Consider the following 20,150-nt stretch of genomic DNA (forward strand, 5'->3'; position numbering starts at 1 on the left):
CCCGTCGCCAGCGATCGGGTCTTTTCGTGCGGACGTCTTCTGTGAGGCTGTTTTCGCCGGGAGTCTTAGGCTGAGGCTGTGCCGAAAGCGTACGAAGAGATCGAGGACGACCTCCGCCACCCGCGCCCCCGCGCCGTCCGCGACAACGCGCGGCACCAGTGGGAGAAGGACCGCGCCCGCCGTCCGCTGCGCACGCGGGCCGGGACCGGCGCCACGGAACACGAGACCGGACTGCACCGCGACGACCTCGTCTTCTACGCCAAGTACCGCACGATCGAGGCACCGGAGGCCCTCGCGGACGCGTTCGGCGTCCCGGCGGGGACCCTGCTCCTGGAGCGGACGTACCGCACCCGCTGCGCCACCGGGACGGCCCCCTTCAGCCTGGTCACCTCCTACCTGGTCCACGACATGATCGCGGCCAACCCCGACGTCCTGGACGACAGCAAGGAACCCTGGCCCGGCGGCACCCAGCACCAGCTCTCCACGGTCGGCATCGAGGTGGACCGCATCGAGGAACGCTTCACCGCCCGTCCACCGACGCCTCAGGAGGCGCGAGAGCTGGAGCTGCCGCCCGGTACTGCGGTGATCCTGCTGCGCAAGACGTCGTACGACATCCATGACCGCGTCGTCGACATCTCCCACGTCACGCTGCCCGGCGACCGCACGGAACTCGTCTTCACCACGCCCCTGGAAAGGTGGTGAGCGCTGCCGTGAGCCGGCGCGTCGTCGTCGTCACCGCCGTGCACGCGCCCTCGGCCGCGTTCCTGGCGGACGCCCACAAGTCGCTCTGCGCACAGGAGTTGCCCGCCGGCTGGGAGTGGCACTGGGTGATCCAGGAGGACGGCACGACCGATGCCGTCGCCCCGTACGTCCCCGACGACGACCGCGTGACCTTCCGTCAGGGGCGCCCGGGTGGCCCCGGTGTCGCCCGCACGATCGCCCTCGCGCAGGCCGACGGCGACTACGTGAAGATCCTCGACGCCGACGACCAGCTCACCCCCGGCGCGCTCGCCCGCGACCTGGCGGCCCTTGAGGCCGACCCCACGATCGGCTGGGCGACGTCGCGGGCGCTGGACCTCCTGCCGGACGGCTCGACGGTCGGCTTCCCCGGCGATCCTGGCCACGGCCCCGTGGAGCGCGGGACCGTACTGAACTTCTGGAAGGCCAACGACTTCCGCGCCCAGGTCCACCCGGCCACGCTGTGCGTACGCCGGGACCTGCTGCTGGCGCTCGGCGGCTGGATGGCCCTCCCCGCGTCCGAGGACACCGGCCTGCTGCTCGCCCTCAACTCCGTGAGCCGTGGCTGGTTCTCGGCGGAGGTGGGGCTGCTGTACCGCAAGTGGGAGGGGCAGGTCACCGGGCAGGCGTCCCATGTCGATCCCGGCGAACGGGAGGCACGGATGGCGGTGGTGGAGGCGCGGGCACGGGCGTTGGGGGAGCTGCGGTGGAGCTATCCGGCCGCCGACTGAACCAGCCGTTCACCGCGGGTGCGGGCGTTGGCGGAACTGGGGTAGAGCTATCCGGGCGCTGACTGAACCAGCCGTTCCACCTTCGCGGCGGCGGTCTCGGCCCGGCGTCTGGCCTCGCGGATGCGGCGCTCGGTGCGTCGTAGATCCTCGTGCGCCTTGCGCTCGGCGGCCCGTGCCTCCTCGTACTCGCCCTCGGTGCGTTTCAGCTCGGCGGAGAGTTCGTCCATGTGCCGCCGGAGCTGCTCCGCCAGTTTCCGCGCCTGGTCGACGTCGCGGGTGGCGGTTGCGGCTTCCTTCTCGCGGGCACGCAGTTCGGCGTCGGCGTCCTGGGCGTCCTTGCGAGCCCGGTCCAGGCGCTCGCGACGCTGCTTGCCGGCTCTGCTGGGCGGCGGCTCGGCGGGTGCGGTGCGTGGCTTGGCGGCACGCGGCTGGGCGGCGGGGGTGGGACGCGGCTGGGTGGCGGAGGCGGGGCGCGGCCTGGCACTGGGGGCGCGACGCGGCTCGGCGGCAGGGGCGGCGCGCGGCTTGGCGGCAGGGGCGGCGCGCGGCTCGGCGGCAGGAACGGGTCGCGGCCTGCCGACAGGGGCGGCGCGCGGCTCGGCGGCAGGAACGGGTCGCGGCCTGCCGACAGGGGCGGCGCGCGGCTCGGCGGCAGGAACGGGTCGCGGCCTGCCGACAGGGGCGGCGCGCGGCTCGGCGGCAGGAACGGGTCGCGGCCTGCCGACAGGGGCGGCGCGCGGCTCGGCGGCAGGAACGGGTCGCGGCCTGCCGACAGGGGCGGCGCGCGGCTCGGCGGCAGGAACGGGTCGCGGCCTGCCGACAGGGGCGGCGCGCGGCTCGGCGGCAGGAACGGGTCGCGGCCTGCCGACAGGGGCGGCGCGCGGCTCGGCGGCAGGAACGGGTCGCGGCCTGCCGACAGGGGCGGCGCGCGGCTCGGCCGACAGGGCGGCTGCGGGGAAACCGACCGTGGCGGTGAGGGGTTTGGCGAGTCGGCCGGTGGCCCATTCGCGGGCGGCCTCCGGATCGGCGAGGACCGTGTGCAGGGTGCTTTCGATCTCGCGCTGCGCGCCCTCGCTGAGGGGGTGACCGGCGTTCGCGGCCAACTGGCCCGCCTGCCGCGACAACGCGCTGATCAGGCTCCGCTGCTGCCGGCTGAGGGCCCTCAACTGCGCCCCGTCCAGATCCTGGTGCGCCTGCCGCAGGGCCTCCCCCAGCTTGAGCAGCGGCTCGATCTGCTCGGGCTGTTCGCGTACGAGGAGGTTGCTGGCCCACGCCGACAGGCTCGGGCGGCGCAGCTTGCCGATCCGCTCGGCGAGGGCGCGGTCCCCGGCGGTGCGGGCAGCCGCGACACGGGCGGCGCGGGCGGCGGTGAAGTCCTCCGGCCGCAGTCCGTACAGCTCGTCGGCGACAGCGTCCAGATCCATCGGGGGCCTCTCGACACCACAGGTCCGTCAGGGAGCCCTTCAGCACCACGGGGCTCCGGACAATGTTCTCACTTCGCCGCGATTCAGGCCCCGCGAGAGACCCCGCCCGCCGCCCGGGGCCCGGAGCCTGTCGGCGGATCATGCCGCAGACGCACGGCCTGCGCCCCCGCCCGCCGCGTTGCCACCGTCTCCCGCGCGCTCGGCCACACCCGCGCGGGCCCCCTTCCGCCCCTGGTCACCCGCGCCGACCAGTCACCGCTGCTTCACCGTGATCCAGGCCTCGCGAGAGACCTCGTCCACCGCCACGACCCCCCGCCCGCCGCGTCGCCACCGTCTGCCACGCGCTCGGACACCCCCGCTCGGAGGGCACCCCATTTCGCCCCACTCACCCCCGCCGATCACCCACCGCCGCTCCCCTCCGGCCCGTTCCGCCGGAGGCGGAGGTGTCCCTCGTCGGCGCCCCTAGTGCCCGCAGCGCGAAGTCGATGACCTGCTCGCTCGCCTCCTCGGCGCTCTGGGCGCTGGGCCGGAGGATCTGCTCGTCGAAGGCGCGCTGCAGCACCGCCGCGATCGCTCGCGCGTCCGCCCGGACGTCGTTGACCAGGGGAAAGTCCCCGCTGTCGCGCCCCTGCTCCACGATGAGGGCGAGGATGGCCTCCGCGCCCTCCGCGGCACGGTTCAGTTCGGCGTCGTAGCCGCGTGCCCGGCGCACCTCCTCCGAGGTCAGCACGAGCACGCGCTGCCGGCGGCGCTTCTCCGAGACCAGACGCATCCGGCTCTGCACATAGCGCCGTAGCGCGTCCTCGGGGCCCTGTGCCGACGCGATGGCCGTCTGCAGCTCCGCGGTGACCCGGTCGTGGTCGCGGCGGAACATCGCGAGCAGCAGGTCGTCCTTGGAGTCGAAGTGCCGATAGAAGGCACGGGTGCCCAGCCCGGTCTCCGCGAGGATGTCGCTCACCGAGACGGATGCCCCGCCCGTCGAGGCCAGGCAGCGATGCGCCGCCTCGATGATGCGCGCCCGCTCCGCGCGCTGATCCTGCTCCGCCATCGCCCCACTCTCTGCCGAAGAACGAAAATCCCGATCCCGTGCGCCACCAGTCTAGCGATGGATGCGCTTCCCGGTTCTACCCCGTTCTCACCCGCACACCTATTGACAGGCGTTCCCAGCCGAGCCAACTATGAAAACGCCATTTTCACCTCGCACCACCTCACCACCTCACCACCTCCAGGCGTGTCGATCGAAGGAGAACGACGATGGAGAAGATCTGGGCCAACTCGGCCGACTCACACTTCCTGGAGCCGGACGACCTATGGGTCAGCAACCTGCCCAAGCACTTGGCCGAGCTGATGCCGCGCTCGGAGAAGGACCCCGACGGCGCGTGGGAGACCGTCCACATCGACGGGATGTCCTTCCGCCGTGCGACGCCCCCGGTCAAGGTTCAGGAGTTCATGGAGGCCACGCATCGCGCGCCGGGCGCCCGGGACATCGGCCTGCGGATGAAGGACCTCGACAACGAGGGCGTCTGGGGTGAGCTGGTCTTCCCGTCACTGGGCATGTGGTCCTCGTCCTTCCGCACGCCCGAGGCCCTGCGCGAGGCGCTGCGTGTCAGCAACGACTGGGCCTGGGAGACCATCGCGCAGGCCACTCCCCGTCTCGTACCGGCCGCGCAGGTGTCCACCCTGGACGTCGACGACGCCGTGCACGAGCTGGAGCGGGTCGCCGCCATGGGCTACCGCGCGGTCTTCCTGCCGACCGCCCCGCACCCCAAGCAGAAGGACTACAACCACGACGTGTGGGAGCCCTTCTGGGCGCTCGCCGAGGAGGCGAACGTCGTGCTCGCCTTCCACATCGGCACCGACCCGGTCGACCTGACCACCGGCGGCCAGATCGGCGTCGTCTTCCGCGGCCCCGGCGGCGCGGTGCTCAACTACACCGAGACGACGTACGGCGGCCAGCGCGCGGTGACCAAGATGGTCGCCTCCGGCGCGCTGGACCGGCACCCGGACCTGAAGGTCCTGGTCGCCGAGGGCGGCGCGACCTGGGTGCCGTTCATCGCCGACCGGATCGAGGAGGGCTACCGGCAGCACCACCAGATGGTCCGCCCCAAGCTCAAGCGCTCACCCCGCGAGATCATCTACTCGCAGGTGTACGCGTCCTTCCAGCACGACGCCACCGCGGTGGCCGCCGCCTCCTCGATGGGCTACCGCAACGTCATGTGGGGCAGCGACTACCCCCACATGGAGGGCACCTTCGGCCACACCCAAGAGACCCTGCACGGTCTCTTCGACGGAGTGGACCCGGCCCTGCGCGAGCGCATCACGGTGGGCGCCTTCGCCGAACTCTTCCCCGAGGTGCCGCCGCTGCCGGCCGGCGCGAACGCCGCCTGAGGCCGCCATGTCCGACAACGTCATGTACGACTCGCCGACCGAGTTCCTGCACGAGGTCGCCGGCTCCGGCAACCGCTGTATGGCCCAGTCGGTGATCCCGCGGGACGACGGCAGTTACATCTGCGCCTGTTCCTGCGAGCGCTGGGAGGTCGTCGCCCCCAGCCGCGAAGAAGGGCTGCGGCTCGCCCGCCGGCACACCAACTCCTGATGTCCACCCCGTAACCCAACGCGCCGGGAGGCGATGGCGATGACCGATCAGCGCAAGCGGATCTTCGACTGCGACCAGCACATGTACGAGGAGCGGGACTCCTTCACCCGCTACCTCCCCAAGGAGTTCCTCGGCACGGCGGTCGCCCCGATCACCCTGCCGGACGGCCGCGAGGTGATCCTCGCCGGCGACCGGATCGTCGTATGCCTGGAGCCGGAGTTCGGCCAGGTCTACCGGCCCGGCTCGCTCAAGGAGATGCTCAAGGCGATGGCCTCGGGCAACCCCGAGGAGACCTACCAGTTCGAGCCGATGCACGAGGCGTACCAGAACCGCGACGCCCGGCTGACACTCATGGACGAGCAGGGCGTCGACCAGACGATCATGTATCCGGGCGGCTGGGCGCTGGTCGCCGAGGAGTACGTGAAATCGTCCGAGGCGCTGTACGCCAACGTCCACTCGTTCAACCGGTACATGAACGAGGTCTGGGGCTTCGACCACAAGGGCCGCATCTACGCCCCCGCCCTGCTGTCACTGCGTGACCTCGACAGCGCGGTCAAGGAGCTGGAGTACGTCCTGGAGCAGGGCGCCCGCTTCATCCTGCTGCCGACCGGACCGGTGTACGGCCGCTCGCCGGGTGACCCGTACTTCGACCCGTTCTGGAAACTGGTGAACGAGGCCAAGGCGAGCGTCTGTTACCACATCAGCGAGTTCTACTACAACTCGCAGGTGGCGCCCGCCTGGGGCTTCGAGCCGAACCCGATCCACTTCCGGATGTCGGCGTGGCAGTGGATGAACACCTACGGCCAGCGCCCGATCGAGGAGACGCTCTCCGCGCTCATCTTCGACAACCTCTTCGGCCGCTTCCCCGACATCAACATCCTGGTGTCGGAGTTCGGCGCGGAGTGGGTGCCGCACTTCGTCGGGCACATGGACAAGAGCCGGGGCATGGGCCGCAACGGTCCCTGGATCGGCGGAAAGCTCGAGGAGCGCCCCAGCAAGGTCTTCCGCAAGCACGTCCGCGTGGTGCCGTATCCGGAGGACGACATCCCGAGCCTGGTCGCGCGGCTCGGCTACCACGAGTCGCTGGTCATGGGCTCGGACTACCCGCACGCGGAGGGCGTCGCGGCGCCGGCGGAATACTGGAAGCTGATGGAGGGGCTGGATGCGTCCGTCCAGGAAGACATCATGTACAACAATGCCCAGCAGTTGATCACCCGTTGATCCCCGTTGATGATCGCTTGATCATCGCTTGATCACTCGCTGACGCTTGTCGATCATGTCGAGAGCCGCACCGGAGGCGCGCGATGAGTACCGGCATCACCGAGGCCCTGATCACCCTGGGCCGCCGGTACGTGCGCGACGCCCCGGTGCCGCTCGGCAAGGCACCGCTGGCCGCGCGGTACCTCAACTCCCATCTGCGGGAGCATCCCAGGCGCCGGGTCGTGGAGACCCGGTTCGGCGCCCGGTTCGCGGTCGACACACAGGACCTCATCCAGCGCTACGTCTATCTGTTCGGCGTCTGGGAGCCCCACATGACGGCCTGGCTCCGCGGCCGGCTGCGCCCCGGCGACACCTTCGTCGACGTCGGCGCCAACGTGGGCTACTTCGCGGTCCTCGGCTCCCGGCTCGTCGGCGACACGGGCCGCGTCGTGGCCGTGGAGGCGTCCCCCGCCTTCCACGACCGGATGCGCCGGCAGCTCACCCTCAACAACTGCACCAACGTCCGCACCGTGAACGCCGCGGTCTCCGACGGCCACAAGACGCTCACCTTCGTCCTGGCCAGCTCCCGCAACATGGGCGCGAACTCCATCGTCCCGTACGACGGCCCGGCCGAGTCCACCTTCGAGGCCGAGGCCCAGCCGCTCGCCGAACTCCTCGACCCGGCCGACCTCGCCCACGCCCGCGTGATCAAGATCGACGTGGAGGGAGCGGAGGGCAGCGTCGTACGAGGCCTGGCCCCCGTCCTCGACCGCCTCAGGGACGACGCGGAGATCGCCGTAGAGGTCACGCCGGACCGAATGGCCCAACTAGGCGATTCGGTGGAGGAGTTGCTGGAGACCATGCGCGCCCACGGCTTCCACACCTACCGCCTCCCCAACAGCTACAAGCCGGAGAGCTACCCCCACGCCCTGCGCAGCCCGTCGCCACCGGTGCGCTGGCGGGGACCGATCGTCGGTGAGACAGAGCTGGTCTTCTCCCGCATGGATGCCGAGGAACTGACCGGTTAGTCCGCGATCGTGATGGCCTGCGAAGGACACCTCTCTGCCGCTTCCCGCACCCGCGGATCGTCACCGGTGTCCTCACGCCCCGGTATCACCGCACCGAAACCGTCCTCCGCGGTGAAGACGGACGGCACCCGGTAGACGCAATCGCCGGAGCCATAACAGCGGTCGGGGTCGACGGAGACCTTCATGCCCCTTCCCGTTCCCGCCCGACGACCCCGTGAATCGAGCCCGCCGCTACCGGTCGAAGGGCAGCTCCAGCATCCGGATGGCGTTGCCCCGCAGCAGCTTGTACGTCACCTCGTCGGAGAGACCGGCCACATGCTCGGCCGCCACCTTCTTCGTCTCCGGCCAGGTCGAGTCGACGTGCGGATAGTCCGTCTCGAAGGTCGCGTTGTCCACGCCGACGGTCTCGATGGCCTCGATGCCGTGCCGGTCACGGAAGAAGCAGCAGAAGATCTGCCGGTAGTAGTACGTCGACGGCGGCTCCGGAATCAGGTCCTTGACGCCGCCCCACGCCCGGTGCTCCTCCCACACGTCGTCCGCGCGCTCGAGGGCGTACGGGATCCAGCCCATCTGCCCTTCGCTGTACGCGAGTTTGAGCCGGGGGAACTTCACCAGCACGCCGCTGAACAGGAAGTCCATCATCGACGCCATGGCGTTGTTGAAGCTGAGGGAGGCCTGGACGGCGGGGGGAGCGTCGGGTGAGGCGGCCGGCATCTGCGAGGACGACCCGATGTGCATGTTGACCACCGTCCCGGTCTCCTCGCAGGCCGCGAAGAAGGGGTCCCAGTAGCCGGAGTGGATGGAGGGCAGCCCGAGATAGGTCGGGATCTCGCTGAAGGTGACGGCACGGACGCCCCGGGCGGCGTTGCGGTGGATCTCCGCGACGGCCAGCTCGATGTCCCACAGGGGGATCAGGCACAGCGGGATCAGCCGGCCGCCGCTGTCCCCGCACCACTCCTCGACCATCCAGTCGTTGTAGGCGCGCACGCACGCGAGGCCGACCTCCTTGTCCTTGGCCTCGGCGAAGGTCTGCCCGCAGAACCGGGGGAAGGTCGGGAAGCAGAGCGAGGCCTCGACATGGTTGATGTCCATGTCCTCCAGCCGGGCCTTCGGATCCCAGCAGCCCCGCCGCATCTGCTCCCGTGTGATCCCGTCGAGCGTCATCTCGTCCCGTGAGAAGCCGACGGCCGCGATGATGCGCTTGTACGGGAAGAACTCGCCTTCGTACTCCCACCAGTCGGTGATCTGGCCGTCCGGATCGGTCGTGAACCGGTACTTCCCGCCGACGTACGCGAGGTCGCCAATGCCGGCGGTGAAGGGTTTCGGCCCCTTGTCCCGGTACTTGGCCGGGAGCCACGTCTCGAAGAGGTGCGCCGGCTCGATCACGTGATCGTCCACGCTGATGACCTTGGGCAGATCCCTGGTATCGCTCACGCTGTACCCCTAATCTGACGATCCATCAGATTCAGAGGTTAGGGCAGCCTTCTCACGGCAGCAAGGGAATGGCGGCACGGGAACCGGCGCCCGACCCCGGGGAGGTCCACATGCAGAGCATCTGGCTGAGCGGCGCCGAGTGGCTCGCCGTCCTCCGAGTCGGCCTCGGCCTGTGGTGGCTGGAGAGCTGGCGGCACAAGGACAAGCGGGACTGGTTCGCCGGCGGCGGCATCAGGTGGGCGGCCGGCATCGCGGCGGAACACCGCTGGGGCTTCGTCCGGCAGGGCTTCGACCGCATCGTCAAACCCCGCCCGCGCCTCATGGCGTACGTCGTCGCGTACGCGGAACTCGCGCTCGGCCTCGGGCTCATCGTCGGCTTCCTCACACCGATCGCCCTGGTCGCCGGCCTCCTGCTCAACCTGATCTATCTCGTCCTGATGATCCACGACTGGGCCGAGCAGGGGCAGAACCTCATGATGGCGCTGATCTCGCTGGTCACGCTGTTCGCGATGGGGTGGCAGTCGTGGTCGGTGGACGCGGCGCTGGGGCTCTTCGGGTAGGTCGTAGCCGTAAGGACATCGAAGGACCTCGCCCACGCGACCTAGGAACGCCTGCGCCCCACCATCGCGACGGCCGTCCCGATCCCCGCGCACACCAGCCCGATCCCACCGAAGATCAGCGGCAGCAGCCACAGCGAGGCGAACCCGTTGATCCGCGCGTCCTCGGGGGAATCGGCGCGGTACAGCACCTCGACCCGCTCACCCTCCTCGTACGAGGGCGGGTTGGAACCCGTGGAGTCCCGGAACGTCCTCGGCGTGCCGTCCGCCGACGTGAACTCGACCACGGGGTAGGCCGTGGGCTTGTCGTTCTGCCGCTGCTTGCGGGTCGCGCCGCTCTGGTCGTTCCGCCACTCCAGCGCGACCACCGTGCCCCGGGCACGCTCGGCATCCGCCAGGAACGAGACCGACACCCCCGCGAGGATCAACCCGACGACCAAGAACAGCGACCCGAACGCGATCACCCCGAACACGATCCACCGGCGAGCACCCCGCCATTCCTCTCACCTGTCCGGAGAGGGACGTTATCCCAGGCCGTACGGTCGCAGCACTACAGCAGGCGGACGCCGATGAGAGGGACGTTCCATTCGTTTCTCTCGACGTTGCCATAGCCGTCTTTCGCCGCGGCCGGAACCACGAGCAGCATCAGCCCGGCGAGGGCAACGGCCAAGACGGCGCAAACACGACGCTTCACGATTCCTCCTCGGCGATGACAGTGCCGACCACCCTGCTCCGAGCCGCCGACCCCGCCCGCCCGGACACGCCGCTCAGCTCGTGGGTTCAGCCGCCCGGTCGGCTCCGTACGTCCCGTACGCCGGAAGTCCCGTCGATTCGAAGACGTGCACCGACAGGCCGCCCGGTGTCGTCCGGTGGCTGACGAGACGCAGCCCGGCCGGGGCGCCACCGTCCGGGAACAGACGTCGGCCCTGGCCCACCACGACCGGGGCGATCGCGAGCCGCAACGTGTCGACGAGACCGGCGGCCAGCAGGGACTGGGCCAGCCGCGCGCTGCCGTGGATCTGCAGTTCCCGGCCGGGCTGCCGTTTCAGCTCGGCGACCTCGGCGGGGATGTCGCCGGACAGGATCGTGGTCGGGTTCCAGTCGGCCCTGGTCAAGCTGTGGGAGGCGACGTACTTCGGCAGGCCGTTCAGGGTGGCGGCGCCCGGATGGTCGGTCATCTTCGGCCAGTCCCGCGCGAAGTTCTCGTATGTACGGCGCCCGAACAGGAACGCGTCCGCCTCGCCGAGCCAGGCGGTGGCCAGCCGCTCGAACTCCTCGTCCAGATGCGGCACGAACCAGCCGCCCCGCGTGAACCCGTCACTCGGGTCCTCGTCCGGGGAGCCCGGCCCCTGCGAGACACCGTCGAGCGTCAGAAACTCCTGGACCACCAGCTTCATCGCACACCACTCTCTTCCCGACAGGGAGACAGGATCGTCCCCACTCCTTGGACACCGTGGCACACGGAAACTCATCGGCCCGCGAGCACCGCCGCCGGCCTCACGCATTCTTGAGCGAGCGATCCAGATAAGTTACCGTGGGCGCATGGCAAGGACCCGGGAGTTCGACACCGAGGCGGCGGTGAGCCGTGCGATGGAGCTGTTCTGGGCGCACGGGTTCGAGGCGACGTCGGTGCGCGATCTGACTCAGCACCTCGGGATCGGGCAGGGGTCCTTGTACGCCGCGTTCGGCGGCAAGGACGGCCTGTACCGGGCCGCACTGGAGCACTACCGCACCACGTTCGCGGCGGCGGCACTGCGCAGTCTCGACGAGGGGACGGATGCCCGGTCGGCGATCCGTGCGCTGCTGGTCGAGCGGATCCGCATCGCTGTCGAACACGGCGGCAGGGGCTGCCTGTTGGTCAATGCCGCCACCGAGCGCCTGCCGGAGGACCAGCCGACCCGGCGCACCGTGCGGGACGTGCTGGGCGCCAACCAGGACGCGCTCACCGACCTGCTGCGCGCGGCGTCCGAGCGCGGCGAGATCTCGACGCGGCACGACCCGCACACCCTCGCCGCCTTCCTCGTCACCTTCCTCAACGGCCTCCTGGTGGCTTCGAAGATCACGCCGGACGCCCGCGCCCTCGAACCCCTCGTAGAGGTCGCGCTGACCACGCTCGACTGACTCTTCATGCCCTACTCGACTGACTCTTCATGCTCTGAATCTGTATCGGACGATCCAGATAAGGCGATCCAGACAAGTTAGGTGACCGAATGATCCTCGACCATCACGACGACCCCGTCCGCACAGGCCGTGCCACCGTCAACGGCACGAGCCTCCACTACCGCACAGCCGGGTCCGGCCCGGCAGTGGTGCTCCTGCACGGCGTGCCGAAGACCAGCTACCACTGGCGGCACCTCGTCCCGAAGCTGACGCCGCACCACACCGTCGTAGCGCCCGACCTCCGTGGCCTCGGCGATTCCGCACGTCCCGCGGACGGCTACGACTCCGCCACGATGAGCGACGACATCGCCGAGCTGATGCACCACCTCGGGCACGACACCTACAGCGTGATCGGCGAGGACTGGGGAGCGGTGATCGGCTACCAGCTCGCCGCCCGGCACCGCGATCACGTGGCCGCCCTGGTCTTCGCCGAGGCCCTGTTCCCCGGGTTCGGCTTCGAGGACCACACCGCCCTCACGCCCGACAACGTCGCGAGCGGCATGCACCTGTGGCACCTGGGCTTCTACTTCCAGCCGGACGTGCCCGAGATGCTCATCGCCGGACACGAACGCGAGCTGATCACCTACATGATCAAAAACGAGCGCAGCCACCCGGACACCGCCACCCCCGACGCGATCGACGAGTACGTCCGCTGCTACTCCATGCCCGGCGGCATCCGCGCGATGCTGTCGATCTACCGGGCCATGCTCGTCGACGCCGAGCAGAACCGGCAAGCAGCCCGGAAGAAGCTGGACATCCCCGTACTCGCCCTCGGCGGCTCCGCCTTCATCGGCGACCGCAACGAGTCCCAGCTGCGGCAGTTCGCCCACGACGTCACCGGCCACGTCTTCAACGCCGGACACGACCTCGCCGAAGAGGTACCCGACGAGATGGCCGACGTCGTACTGCCCTTCCTGCGATGAGCGTTCATCGCCGCCCACCGAACTCCCAGTCGTGCACCTCGACCGCGGCGTACCGTTCCGCCGTCAGGACGGCCCGTGCCGTGGCCGGGTCCGATGCCCTGAGCAGCACGGCCGTACCCAGCCAGGTGGCGCCGTCGTCGGAGAGCAGTGGCCCGTACGCGATCAGCTCGTCCCGGTCGGGCGGTAGGGCGACATCGGCGGCCGGCCCTGAGCCCAAGCCGAGCACCAGGTACCGATTGCCGTCGCTCGGGCCACCGGGGAAGTCCCACATGGTGCGCCCCAGCAGGTTGCGCCACCGGCGCAGCAGCACGTCCCGGTAAGCGCCGGCCTGATAGTTGGGCTCGTCGAAGGCGAACGCGCGGGCGGCGGCGGCATCCGGCAGGTCGACGATGTGCACGCTGCCTGTGGGCGTTTCGCCGTCGTCGGCGAAGGTCGGGCCGCGCGCGATCAGCTCCTTCGCGTACCGGTCCATGTACGACCAGTGCTCTTCCAGCAACGCGTGGCGCAGCGTGGCAGATCCGGGCCGGTCGCGGTGGTAGCAGAAGTACTCCATGCCCCAGACCCTCCCCAACGTACGGCAGCAACTCAACAGACTTTCGCAGCGATCCGACAGCTCAGAAGCCCTCGTCGATCACCTTTTCCCGCATCAGCCCCTCCAACTCCTTGTCCGACAGCGGGTGGAGGGTGTCCAGGAGACGGCGCAGGCCGGGTGCGTCGAGGGACTTGCTGGAGACCTGGACCTCCGCGTCGCGGTGGCGGCGGGTGAGGGTGATGTCGCGGGTGCCGCCGGGGATGCCGTCGATCACGCGCATATCGCCGTCCGTGTCCACCGTGCAGGTCGCGTCCTTCCCCAAGAACTCGGGGCACCGCGGTGTCGGCGTGAGTGGCCGGCGCACCGTGAGGGCCACATACCCGTCCTGCTGAACGGAGTGGTACTCAATGCTGAAGGAGGCAGGGCCGACCACGGCACGGGCTCCTCGCATGCCGGACGGCGTAGCGATCACGTACAGCAGCTCCGGATGCTCCCGGTACCGCGCCACCTCCGCCGCGTGCCGACGCTGCTGCGCCTGCGCCGGGCCGACGAAGCCCCCATAGACCACGCCGGCCGCCAGCGCGGCCACCGCCCCCAGCCGCACCCACCGGCCGGGCACGAAGAAAGCCGCCACCACGGCGTACGGCACCCCCGTCAGCGCGACTCGCGTACCGGCGCTCCCCAGGTCGACGTCCCCACCGTAGGCACCCACGCCCGCCAGGACGCCGAGCGTCCCGAGGGCGAAGACCAGGACCGCCCAGCCGAGCCGCCCGGGCGCGGAGTCGCACAGCGGCACCACAGTCCGGGCCGGTATGCCCGCCGTGGCCAGCAAGCCCACCGTCAGCGGTACAGCCAACAAGAAGAGCAGCACAGTCGCACCGGACCCACCGCTCCAGCCCGTCACCACCACCCCGAAGCCGAGCACCGGCACCGCGGCCGCCATCGTCGCCCAGACCAGAAGGAGATGCAGAGCCGTCAGCGTCCCTCTGCCACGCGTCATGCCCGAAGCGTGCCAGCCCGTGTCCCGGCGCACATGAGTACTCCTACTCAGCACGTCCGCCCCCCGCGGGGAGGAAGCGCTCCACCGACGCCACCCCCCAACCACCCCCGCCAACTCCCCTGAGATCCTTGCCCCGTGCCGAATCCCACCCCCGTCACCCCCGACGCTCCCGTCCCGATACCCGACCCCCTGCTCACCCAGCACTGGCTCGACCTCTGCTTCATCCACTGGGCCGTCGAACCGGACGTGGTGGCACCGCTGTTGCCGACAGGCACCGTGCCCGACACTTACGACGGGATGACGTACGTCGGGCTGGTCGCGTTCCGGATGGACAAGGTGGGGTGGCTGCGGCTGCCGGGGGTGCCGTACTTCGGGTCGTTCCCGGAGACGAACGTGCGGCTGTACTCGGTCGGCGCGGACGGCCGTCGTGGTGTGGTGTTCCGGTCGATGGACGCCTCGCGGCTGCTGCCGGTGGTGATGGGGCGCCTCGGCTTCCGGCTGCCGTATCTCTGGTCCCGGATGAGCGTGCGCACAGACACCAACACCGTCTCGTACGAGAGTGCCCGCCGCTGGCCCGGGCCGCGCGGCGCGTACAGCCGTATCGCCGTGCGGGCCGGTGAACGCATAGCAGAACCAACCGAGTTGGAGCACTTCCTCACCGCCCGCTGGGGCATGCACAACCAGTTCTCCGCGGGCGCCGCCTATCTGCCCAACGACCATCCGCGCTGGCCGCTCCACCGCGCCGAGCTGATCCACTGCCAGGAGGACCTGGTCGCCGCGGCCGGTCTGCCCGCCCCGGTCGGCGACCCGGTCAGCGTCCTCTACTCACCCGGCGTGCCCGTCCGGTTGGGACGGCCTCTCAGGAGTTCCATGTCTCGTCGTACGGATCCCGCGGCTGAGCCACCGGTCGGGCCTCGCTGACCTCGATGAACGGGATGGGGCCGTCGTTGACCGGGTCGTGGGTCCGGTGGTCGGTGTAGGTGCCGGTGACCTCCAGCCAGGTGTCCGGTTGCAGCACCGGCGGCATGTGTCCGGTCAGGCCGACCTTGACCGGCTGGGCGTCCGCGGCACAGCAGTTGAGGGTCATGCGGACGAGGTAGGGCGTGCCGTCGCGGTCCAGTGCGAGGAAGCCGGTGATCTTCAGCTGGCGGTCGCGGAGGGAGCGGCCGTCGTCGTAGACCGCGCGGCCCGCGTAGTCGGCGAGGGCCAGGCGCAGGGGCCCGCTCTCCGGCAGCTTGGAGAATCCGTACGGCTCTTGCAGGGCCGTCCCCGTGCGTACGGCGCTGTACGAGCCGAGGGCCGGCGGCGCGACCAGGATCAGGGCGAGGACGGGGAGGGCGAGCAGCCAGGAGACGCGGGGTTCGGGATGCCCGGCGTGTCCGTCGGACCTGCGCCGCTCGTACCAGACCGTCGCCAGCGCCGCCGCGATCAGCACCGCGCCGGACAGCAGCACCAGCGGGCGCAGGCCTGCTTTGACGTACCGCAGATACAGATCGGTCAGGCCCGCGTGCAGCAGGCTCGCGCCGAGCAGGAAGAGTACGGCCGCCTGAGCTTGCCGGTTCACAGGAGCACCGCCCCGGTCAGCACCGACACCAGTACCGCCAGCACGAAGGTCGCGGGCGCGAAGCGCAGGGCGAAGTCGCGGCCGAAGGTGCCCGCCTGCATCGCGAACAGCTTCAGGTCGACCATCGGCCCGACCACCAGGAACGCCAGCCGGGCCGTGAGCGAGAACTGCGTCAGCGAGGCCGCCACGAACGCGTCCGCCTCCGAGCAGATCGACAGCAGGACGGCGAGTGCGGCGAGGGCCAGCACGGCGATCACCGGGTTGTCGGCCGCCGCGCGCAGCCAGGTCTCCGGCACCACCGCCTTCAGCGTTGCGGCGGCCATCGCGCCGAGGACCAGGAAACCCCCGGCGTGCATGACGTCGTGCCGAACTGACCCCCAGAACGCCGCGCCCTTGCTCTGACCGTCGTACGACGAACGGGCCGGCGGGCGCAGCCAGTCGGCGCGGCCGAGCCGCAGCCACAACCAGCCCATCGCGCACGCCACCAGCAGGCTCGCGACGAAACGGGCGAGGACCATCTCGGGGTTGCCGGGGAAGGCCACGGCCGTCGCGGTCAGGACGATCGGGTTGATCGCCGGGGCGGAGAGCAGGAACGCCAGCGCCGCGGCCGGAGTCACCCCCCGGCGCACGAGTGCGCCCGCGACCGGCACCGACGCGCACTCGCACCCCGGCAGCACCGCCCCCGCCGCTCCGGCCACCGGCACGGCCAGCGCGGGGCGCTTCGGCAGGGCGCGGGCGAAGAACGACGGCGGCACGAACACCGCGATCGCCGCGGACAGCAGTACGCCGAGCACGAGAAACGGCAGGGCCTGTACGACGACGGCGACGAACACCGTCATCCAGCTCTGCATCACCGGTACGGCCAGCATCCGCCGGATGGGGCCCTGTGCGAGTACGGCGAGGACCAGCACCATGGTCAGGACGAGGGGGGAGTTGAGGTGCCTGCCCTGTGGTTCCTCCGGGGTTTCCACGGGCGTGGCCGGGGGTGGCTTGGTGATGGCCACGGGTGGGGTACCTCCGCGGTTCGTTGGGTGCGGGGCTGTGGGGGCTGGTCGCGCAGTTCCCCGCGCCCCTGACGGGGCGCTGATCTCCTCCCCTCTCATACGGCCTAACCGTGCCATGCGTTCAACCCGTTGTTGGAACCACGCGTCTCGGTGAGGCAGTCTGTCCCCTCGTGGGCAGCAGCGTTCCGAATCAGGGTCAGCCGGGCGGTACGTCGTCGGCGCACATGGTGGTGTGCGGTGACGACGGTCTCGCGCACCGGCTCGCCGCCGAGCTGCGGGGGGTGTACGGCGAGCAGGTCACCCTTGTCGTGCCGCCCTCGGTGACCACGGCGCGGCCACCGGTGGTCGGGCGGGCGCGGGCGGTCTCGGTGGCGCTGCTGGACCGGTGGGTCAGCCGGGCCAATGGGGAGCCCGCGGGGAACGGGCGGGTCGTGGAGGCGCCCGAGATCACCGAGGCCGTGCTGGCCGACGCCGGTGTGGACCGGGCGGCCGCGCTGGCGCTCGTGTACGACGACGACGAGACCAACATCCGCGCCGCCCTCACCGCCCGCCGGATCAACCCCCGGCTGCGGCTCGTCCTGCGGCTCTACAACCGGCGGCTGGGGCAGCACATCGAGGAACTCCTCGACCAGGCGGCCGCGTTGGCGACCGGGATCGACGACATCGGCGCCGACGCGTCCACAACTGTGCTGTCCGACGCCGACACGGCCGCACCGGCGCTGGCCGCCACCGCGCTCGCCGGGACCAGCAAGGTCGTACAGACGGACGGGCTGCTGCTGCGGGCGGTCGAGCGGCAGCCGTGGCGGGGCCGGATCCCCGATCCGGGGCTGGCCACGCTGGCCCTGCTGTCGCCCACGAACAGCGACTCGGCGGACACCGACGAGCAAGGACCGCAGCTCCTGCCCGACGACGCCGCGGTACGGGCAGCCACCGGGCGCGGGGCGGTCGTCCTGGAACAGGTGTCGTACTCGGGTCCTTCGCTGCCGGCCGGGCGCGCGGTCGGCGTCGCACCAGCCTTCGCGTCGCTGTTCTCGCGGCGGTTGCGGTGGTCCCTGGCGGGCCTGGTCGGGTGTGTGCTGGCGCTCGCGGTCGCGCTGACGGTGGTCACCGGGGACCATCCGCTGTACGCGACGTACGAGACCCTGCTCGATCTCTTCGCCATCAACGAGCCCGCCCTCCACCAGTCCGTCGGCCGCCAGATCCTCCAACTCCTCTCCGGGCTGCTCGGGTTGCTGCTCCTGCCGGTGCTGCTGGCCGCCGTGCTGGAGGCGCTCGGCACCTTCCGCAGCGCCTCCGCCCTGCGCAAGCCGTCGCGCGGGCTCGGCGGGCACGTCGTCCTGCTCGGCCTCGGCAAGATCGGCACCCGCGTGCTGACCCGGCTGCACGAGCTGAACATCCCGGTGGTGTGCGTCGAGGCCGACCCGGAAGCGCGCGGCGTCGCGACCGCGCGACGGCTGCGGGTGCCGGTGATCCTCGGGGACGTCACCCAGGAAGGCGTCCTGGAGGCCGCCAAGATCCACCGCGCGAACGCGCTCCTCGCGGTGACCAGCGCGGACACGACCAATCTGGAGGCCGCGCTGTACGCCCGTTCCGTACGGCCCGACCTGCGCGTCGTCCTGCGCCTGTACGACGACGACTTCGCGACCGCCGTCTACCGCACCCTGCGCGCCGCCCACCCGGGCGCCTCCACCCGCAGCCGCAGCGTGACGCATCTGGCCGCGCCCTCCTTCGCCGGCGCGATGATGGGCCGCCAGATCCTCGGCGCCATCCCGGTCGAGCGGCGCGTGCTGCTGTTCGCCGCCGTCGACGTGGCCGGGCATCCGCGGCTGGAGGGCAAGACGGTCGCCGAGGCGTTCCGGCCGGGGGCGTGGCGGGTGCTGGCCCTGGACACGGCCACCCCCGACGAACGCCAGCCCGATCTCGCCCTCCCGCCGTCGCCGGACAACGACGACGGGGACGTACGGCCGTCAGGGCTCGTGTGGGACCTGCACGAGGGGTATGTGCTCCAGGCCGGGGACCGAGTGGTGCTGGCGGCGACTCGCAGGGGGCTGGCGGAGCTGTTGGGACGGAGGCGGCGGGAGGCGGCGGGGACGTAGCGCTCCGCGGGAGCGCTCCGCGGGAGGTGCCTTACTTACTCTGCGGGCCGGTGGGGGCTTGTCGCGCAGTTCCCCGCGCCCCTTCGGGGCGCTGAGCCAGCAGCCGGTCCAACTGCTTCCCCGCCTCCTCGTATCCGGCGTCGGAGATCCGTTGCAGCTCGCGCAGGTCGCCGGTTTCGGCCGCGCGTCGAGTCAGCAGGAAACCGGCGCGCATGGATCCCTCGTCCAGCAGCTCGCTCAGTTCGCTGAGGGCGCCCGCTTCGTCGGCGAGGTCGGCCAGCAGGTCCAGAGCTGTCTCGTTGCCCTCGTCGGCCAGTGCGCGCAGGGTCTCCCGATCGATGTTCGTTTTCGCCATGGCGCCATGGTGCGACCCTGCCCCAGGGGAAACGTCAAGTGGGACGATGGCCGAGTGATCACCATCGGGCAGCTGGCCACGTACATCGGAGTGTCGACCAAGACCATTCGCGTGTACCACGACAAGGGCCTGCTCCCGGAGCCCGACCGCGATGCGTCGGGCTACCGGCGGTACAGCGCGAACGACGCCATCGAGCTGATCAAAATCCGCACCCTCGCCGAAGCCGGTGTTCCTCTGGCCCGTATCCGGGACCTGAGATCCGCGGCCGACGAGGAGTTCCGGCAGGAGCTGCGCGAGATCGACGACCAGCTCACCGTCCGCATCCGTGGTCTGCGGGCGACGCAGCGGCGCCTGCGCCGGCTCGCCGACGGGGATCTGGCACCGCTGCCCACCGAGGTCGGTGACCATCTGGAGCACCTGGCCGGCTGGGGGTTCACCCCTCGCTGGGTGGACCTCCAACGCGACCTGTGGATCCTCGTGTTCGCCACCCACCCGGACCACGCGCTCACCCTGTTCCGCGACCAGGCCGACATCCTGGCCGACCCGGCGCTACGGCAGCTCTTCCTCGACTACGACCACGCCCACGACCTCGCTCCCGACGATCCCCGCATCGGCACCCTCGCCCACCGCATCGTCGAGGCGACCCGGCACCGCTACGGACCTGACGAACGCCCCGAGCTGGACGCGCCCTCTGACATCCCCGCCCTCATCCAGGCCACCGTCAACGCCTCGTCCCCGGCATGGCAGCGACTCGACACGCTGATTCGCGCGCGACTGGACGCTTGAGCCTGCTCGAAAAGCATCAAGA

At 70.6% G+C, this 20,150-nt stretch carries 24 protein-coding genes; 12 read left to right on the forward strand and 12 right to left on the reverse strand.

The window, feature by feature from the left end; translation table 11 throughout:
- Positions 1–78: 78 nt before the first annotated feature.
- Both OG828_RS22900 and OG828_RS22905 read left to right on the forward strand, forming a co-directional pair.
- A complete protein-coding gene (locus tag OG828_RS22900) occupies positions 79–702 on the forward strand; it encodes a UTRA domain-containing protein (protein WP_328439416.1) in 624 nt (207 codons plus the stop codon).
- Positions 703–710: 8 nt separating this feature from the next.
- Positions 711–1,469, forward strand: coding sequence for a glycosyltransferase family 2 protein (locus OG828_RS22905; protein WP_328502166.1), 759 nt, complete (start codon positions 711–713; stop codon positions 1,467–1,469).
- A 47-nt stretch (positions 1,470–1,516) separates the two neighbouring features.
- On the opposite strand, the gene OG828_RS22910 is transcribed toward OG828_RS22905, so the two are convergent.
- Together OG828_RS22910 and OG828_RS22915 are read right to left on the reverse strand one after the other, a co-directional pair.
- Complete coding sequence (locus OG828_RS22910; RefSeq protein WP_328502167.1) at positions 1,517–2,893, reverse strand: hypothetical protein; 1,377 nt, start codon at positions 2,891–2,893, stop codon at positions 1,517–1,519.
- A 385-nt stretch (positions 2,894–3,278) separates the two neighbouring features.
- Positions 3,279–3,941 carry a TetR/AcrR family transcriptional regulator gene (locus OG828_RS22915; protein ID WP_328502168.1) on the reverse strand — a complete coding sequence of 221 codons (663 nt, stop codon included), beginning with the start codon at positions 3,939–3,941 and terminating at the stop codon, positions 3,279–3,281.
- Positions 3,942–4,147: 206 nt separating this feature from the next.
- Between OG828_RS22915 and OG828_RS22920 the strand changes: the two genes are divergently transcribed.
- The 4 genes from OG828_RS22920 to OG828_RS22935 all read left to right on the forward strand — a co-directional run bounded on the left by OG828_RS22920 (position 4,148) and on the right by OG828_RS22935 (position 7,717).
- On the forward strand, positions 4,148–5,281 hold the full coding sequence (locus OG828_RS22920; RefSeq protein WP_210580686.1) for an amidohydrolase family protein: 1,134 nt from the start codon (positions 4,148–4,150) through the stop codon (positions 5,279–5,281).
- A gap of 7 nt (positions 5,282–5,288) precedes the next feature.
- Positions 5,289–5,489, forward strand: coding sequence for a hypothetical protein (locus tag OG828_RS22925; protein WP_328359846.1), 201 nt, complete (start codon positions 5,289–5,291; stop codon positions 5,487–5,489).
- A 39-nt stretch (positions 5,490–5,528) separates the two neighbouring features.
- Positions 5,529–6,710: an amidohydrolase family protein gene (locus OG828_RS22930; RefSeq protein ID WP_328502169.1), complete on the forward strand. Its 1,182-nt coding sequence runs from the start codon at positions 5,529–5,531 to the stop codon at positions 6,708–6,710.
- Between the two features lie 83 nt (positions 6,711–6,793).
- Positions 6,794–7,717 carry an FkbM family methyltransferase gene (locus OG828_RS22935; protein ID WP_328359852.1) on the forward strand — a complete coding sequence of 308 codons (924 nt, stop codon included), beginning with the start codon at positions 6,794–6,796 and terminating at the stop codon, positions 7,715–7,717.
- Here OG828_RS22935 and OG828_RS22940 read toward each other — a convergent pair.
- Together OG828_RS22940 and OG828_RS22945 are read right to left on the reverse strand one after the other, a co-directional pair.
- A complete protein-coding gene (locus tag OG828_RS22940; protein WP_328359854.1) occupies positions 7,714–7,902 on the reverse strand; it encodes a ferredoxin in 189 nt (62 codons plus the stop codon). The genes OG828_RS22935 and OG828_RS22940 overlap by 4 nt on opposite strands.
- A 46-nt stretch (positions 7,903–7,948) precedes the next feature.
- A complete protein-coding gene (locus tag OG828_RS22945; protein ID WP_328502170.1) occupies positions 7,949–9,151 on the reverse strand; it encodes an amidohydrolase family protein in 1,203 nt (400 codons plus the stop codon).
- A 110-nt stretch (positions 9,152–9,261) separates the two neighbouring features.
- Here OG828_RS22945 and OG828_RS22950 point away from each other — a divergent pair, with 110 nt between their 5' ends.
- Positions 9,262–9,711 (forward strand): DoxX family membrane protein, encoded by a 450-nt coding sequence (locus tag OG828_RS22950; protein ID WP_328359858.1) that lies wholly within the window; start codon positions 9,262–9,264, stop codon positions 9,709–9,711.
- A 41-nt stretch (positions 9,712–9,752) separates the two neighbouring features.
- On the opposite strand, the gene OG828_RS22955 is transcribed toward OG828_RS22950, so the two are convergent.
- The 3 genes from OG828_RS22955 to OG828_RS22965 all read right to left on the reverse strand — a co-directional run bounded on the left by OG828_RS22955 (position 9,753) and on the right by OG828_RS22965 (position 11,105).
- Positions 9,753–10,172: a DUF3592 domain-containing protein gene (locus OG828_RS22955; RefSeq protein WP_328502171.1), complete on the reverse strand. Its 420-nt coding sequence runs from the start codon at positions 10,170–10,172 to the stop codon at positions 9,753–9,755.
- Positions 10,173–10,258: 86 nt separating this feature from the next.
- Complete coding sequence (locus OG828_RS22960; protein WP_328502172.1) at positions 10,259–10,402, reverse strand: hypothetical protein; 144 nt, start codon at positions 10,400–10,402, stop codon at positions 10,259–10,261.
- 73 nt (positions 10,403–10,475) lie between these two features.
- Positions 10,476–11,105 carry a dihydrofolate reductase family protein gene (locus OG828_RS22965; RefSeq protein WP_328502173.1) on the reverse strand — a complete coding sequence of 210 codons (630 nt, stop codon included), beginning with the start codon at positions 11,103–11,105 and terminating at the stop codon, positions 10,476–10,478.
- Between the two features lie 145 nt (positions 11,106–11,250).
- Here OG828_RS22965 and OG828_RS22970 point away from each other — a divergent pair, with 145 nt between their 5' ends.
- Both OG828_RS22970 and OG828_RS22975 read left to right on the forward strand, forming a co-directional pair.
- Positions 11,251–11,829, forward strand: a complete 579-nt coding sequence (locus tag OG828_RS22970) for a TetR/AcrR family transcriptional regulator (RefSeq protein ID WP_328502174.1) — start codon at positions 11,251–11,253, stop codon at positions 11,827–11,829.
- Positions 11,830–11,918: 89 nt separating this feature from the next.
- Complete coding sequence (locus OG828_RS22975) at positions 11,919–12,791, forward strand: alpha/beta fold hydrolase (RefSeq protein ID WP_328502175.1); 873 nt, start codon at positions 11,919–11,921, stop codon at positions 12,789–12,791.
- A 4-nt stretch (positions 12,792–12,795) separates the two neighbouring features.
- Here OG828_RS22975 and OG828_RS22980 read toward each other — a convergent pair whose 3' ends face one another.
- Positions 12,796–13,344: a YciI family protein gene (locus tag OG828_RS22980; protein WP_328502176.1), complete on the reverse strand. Its 549-nt coding sequence runs from the start codon at positions 13,342–13,344 to the stop codon at positions 12,796–12,798.
- A gap of 61 nt (positions 13,345–13,405) precedes the next feature.
- A complete protein-coding gene (locus OG828_RS22985) occupies positions 13,406–14,323 on the reverse strand; it encodes a hypothetical protein (RefSeq protein WP_328502177.1) in 918 nt (305 codons plus the stop codon).
- Positions 14,324–14,458: 135 nt separating this feature from the next.
- On the opposite strand from OG828_RS22985, the gene OG828_RS22990 reads away from it, so the two are divergent.
- Complete coding sequence (locus tag OG828_RS22990; protein ID WP_328502178.1) at positions 14,459–15,244, forward strand: YqjF family protein; 786 nt, start codon at positions 14,459–14,461, stop codon at positions 15,242–15,244.
- On the opposite strand, the gene OG828_RS22995 is transcribed toward OG828_RS22990, so the two are convergent.
- Positions 15,183–15,887 carry a TIGR03943 family putative permease subunit gene (locus tag OG828_RS22995; RefSeq protein WP_328502179.1) on the reverse strand — a complete coding sequence of 235 codons (705 nt, stop codon included), beginning with the start codon at positions 15,885–15,887 and terminating at the stop codon, positions 15,183–15,185. The two genes, OG828_RS22990 and OG828_RS22995, sit on opposite strands and share 62 nt — an antisense overlap.
- Positions 15,884–16,891 carry a permease gene (locus OG828_RS23000; RefSeq protein ID WP_328502180.1) on the reverse strand — a complete coding sequence of 336 codons (1,008 nt, stop codon included), beginning with the start codon at positions 16,889–16,891 and terminating at the stop codon, positions 15,884–15,886. The genes OG828_RS22995 and OG828_RS23000 overlap by 4 nt, the downstream gene beginning before the upstream one ends.
- 224 nt (positions 16,892–17,115) lie before the next feature.
- On the opposite strand from OG828_RS23000, the gene OG828_RS23005 reads away from it, so the two are divergent.
- Positions 17,116–18,987 carry an NAD-binding protein gene (locus OG828_RS23005; protein ID WP_328504919.1) on the forward strand — a complete coding sequence of 624 codons (1,872 nt, stop codon included), beginning with the start codon at positions 17,116–17,118 and terminating at the stop codon, positions 18,985–18,987.
- 31 nt (positions 18,988–19,018) lie between these two features.
- Here OG828_RS23005 and OG828_RS23010 read toward each other — a convergent pair whose 3' ends face one another.
- Positions 19,019–19,342 carry a hypothetical protein gene (locus OG828_RS23010; protein WP_328502181.1) on the reverse strand — a complete coding sequence of 108 codons (324 nt, stop codon included), beginning with the start codon at positions 19,340–19,342 and terminating at the stop codon, positions 19,019–19,021.
- Positions 19,343–19,396: 54 nt separating this feature from the next.
- On the opposite strand from OG828_RS23010, the gene OG828_RS23015 reads away from it, so the two are divergent.
- Positions 19,397–20,128 carry a MerR family transcriptional regulator gene (locus tag OG828_RS23015; protein WP_328502182.1) on the forward strand — a complete coding sequence of 244 codons (732 nt, stop codon included), beginning with the start codon at positions 19,397–19,399 and terminating at the stop codon, positions 20,126–20,128.
- Positions 20,129–20,150: the final 22 nt, after the last annotated feature.

Origin of the sequence: Streptomyces sp. NBC_00457 (assembly GCF_036014015.1) — a bacterium.
Lineage (GTDB): Bacteria > Actinomycetota > Actinomycetes > Streptomycetales > Streptomycetaceae > Streptomyces.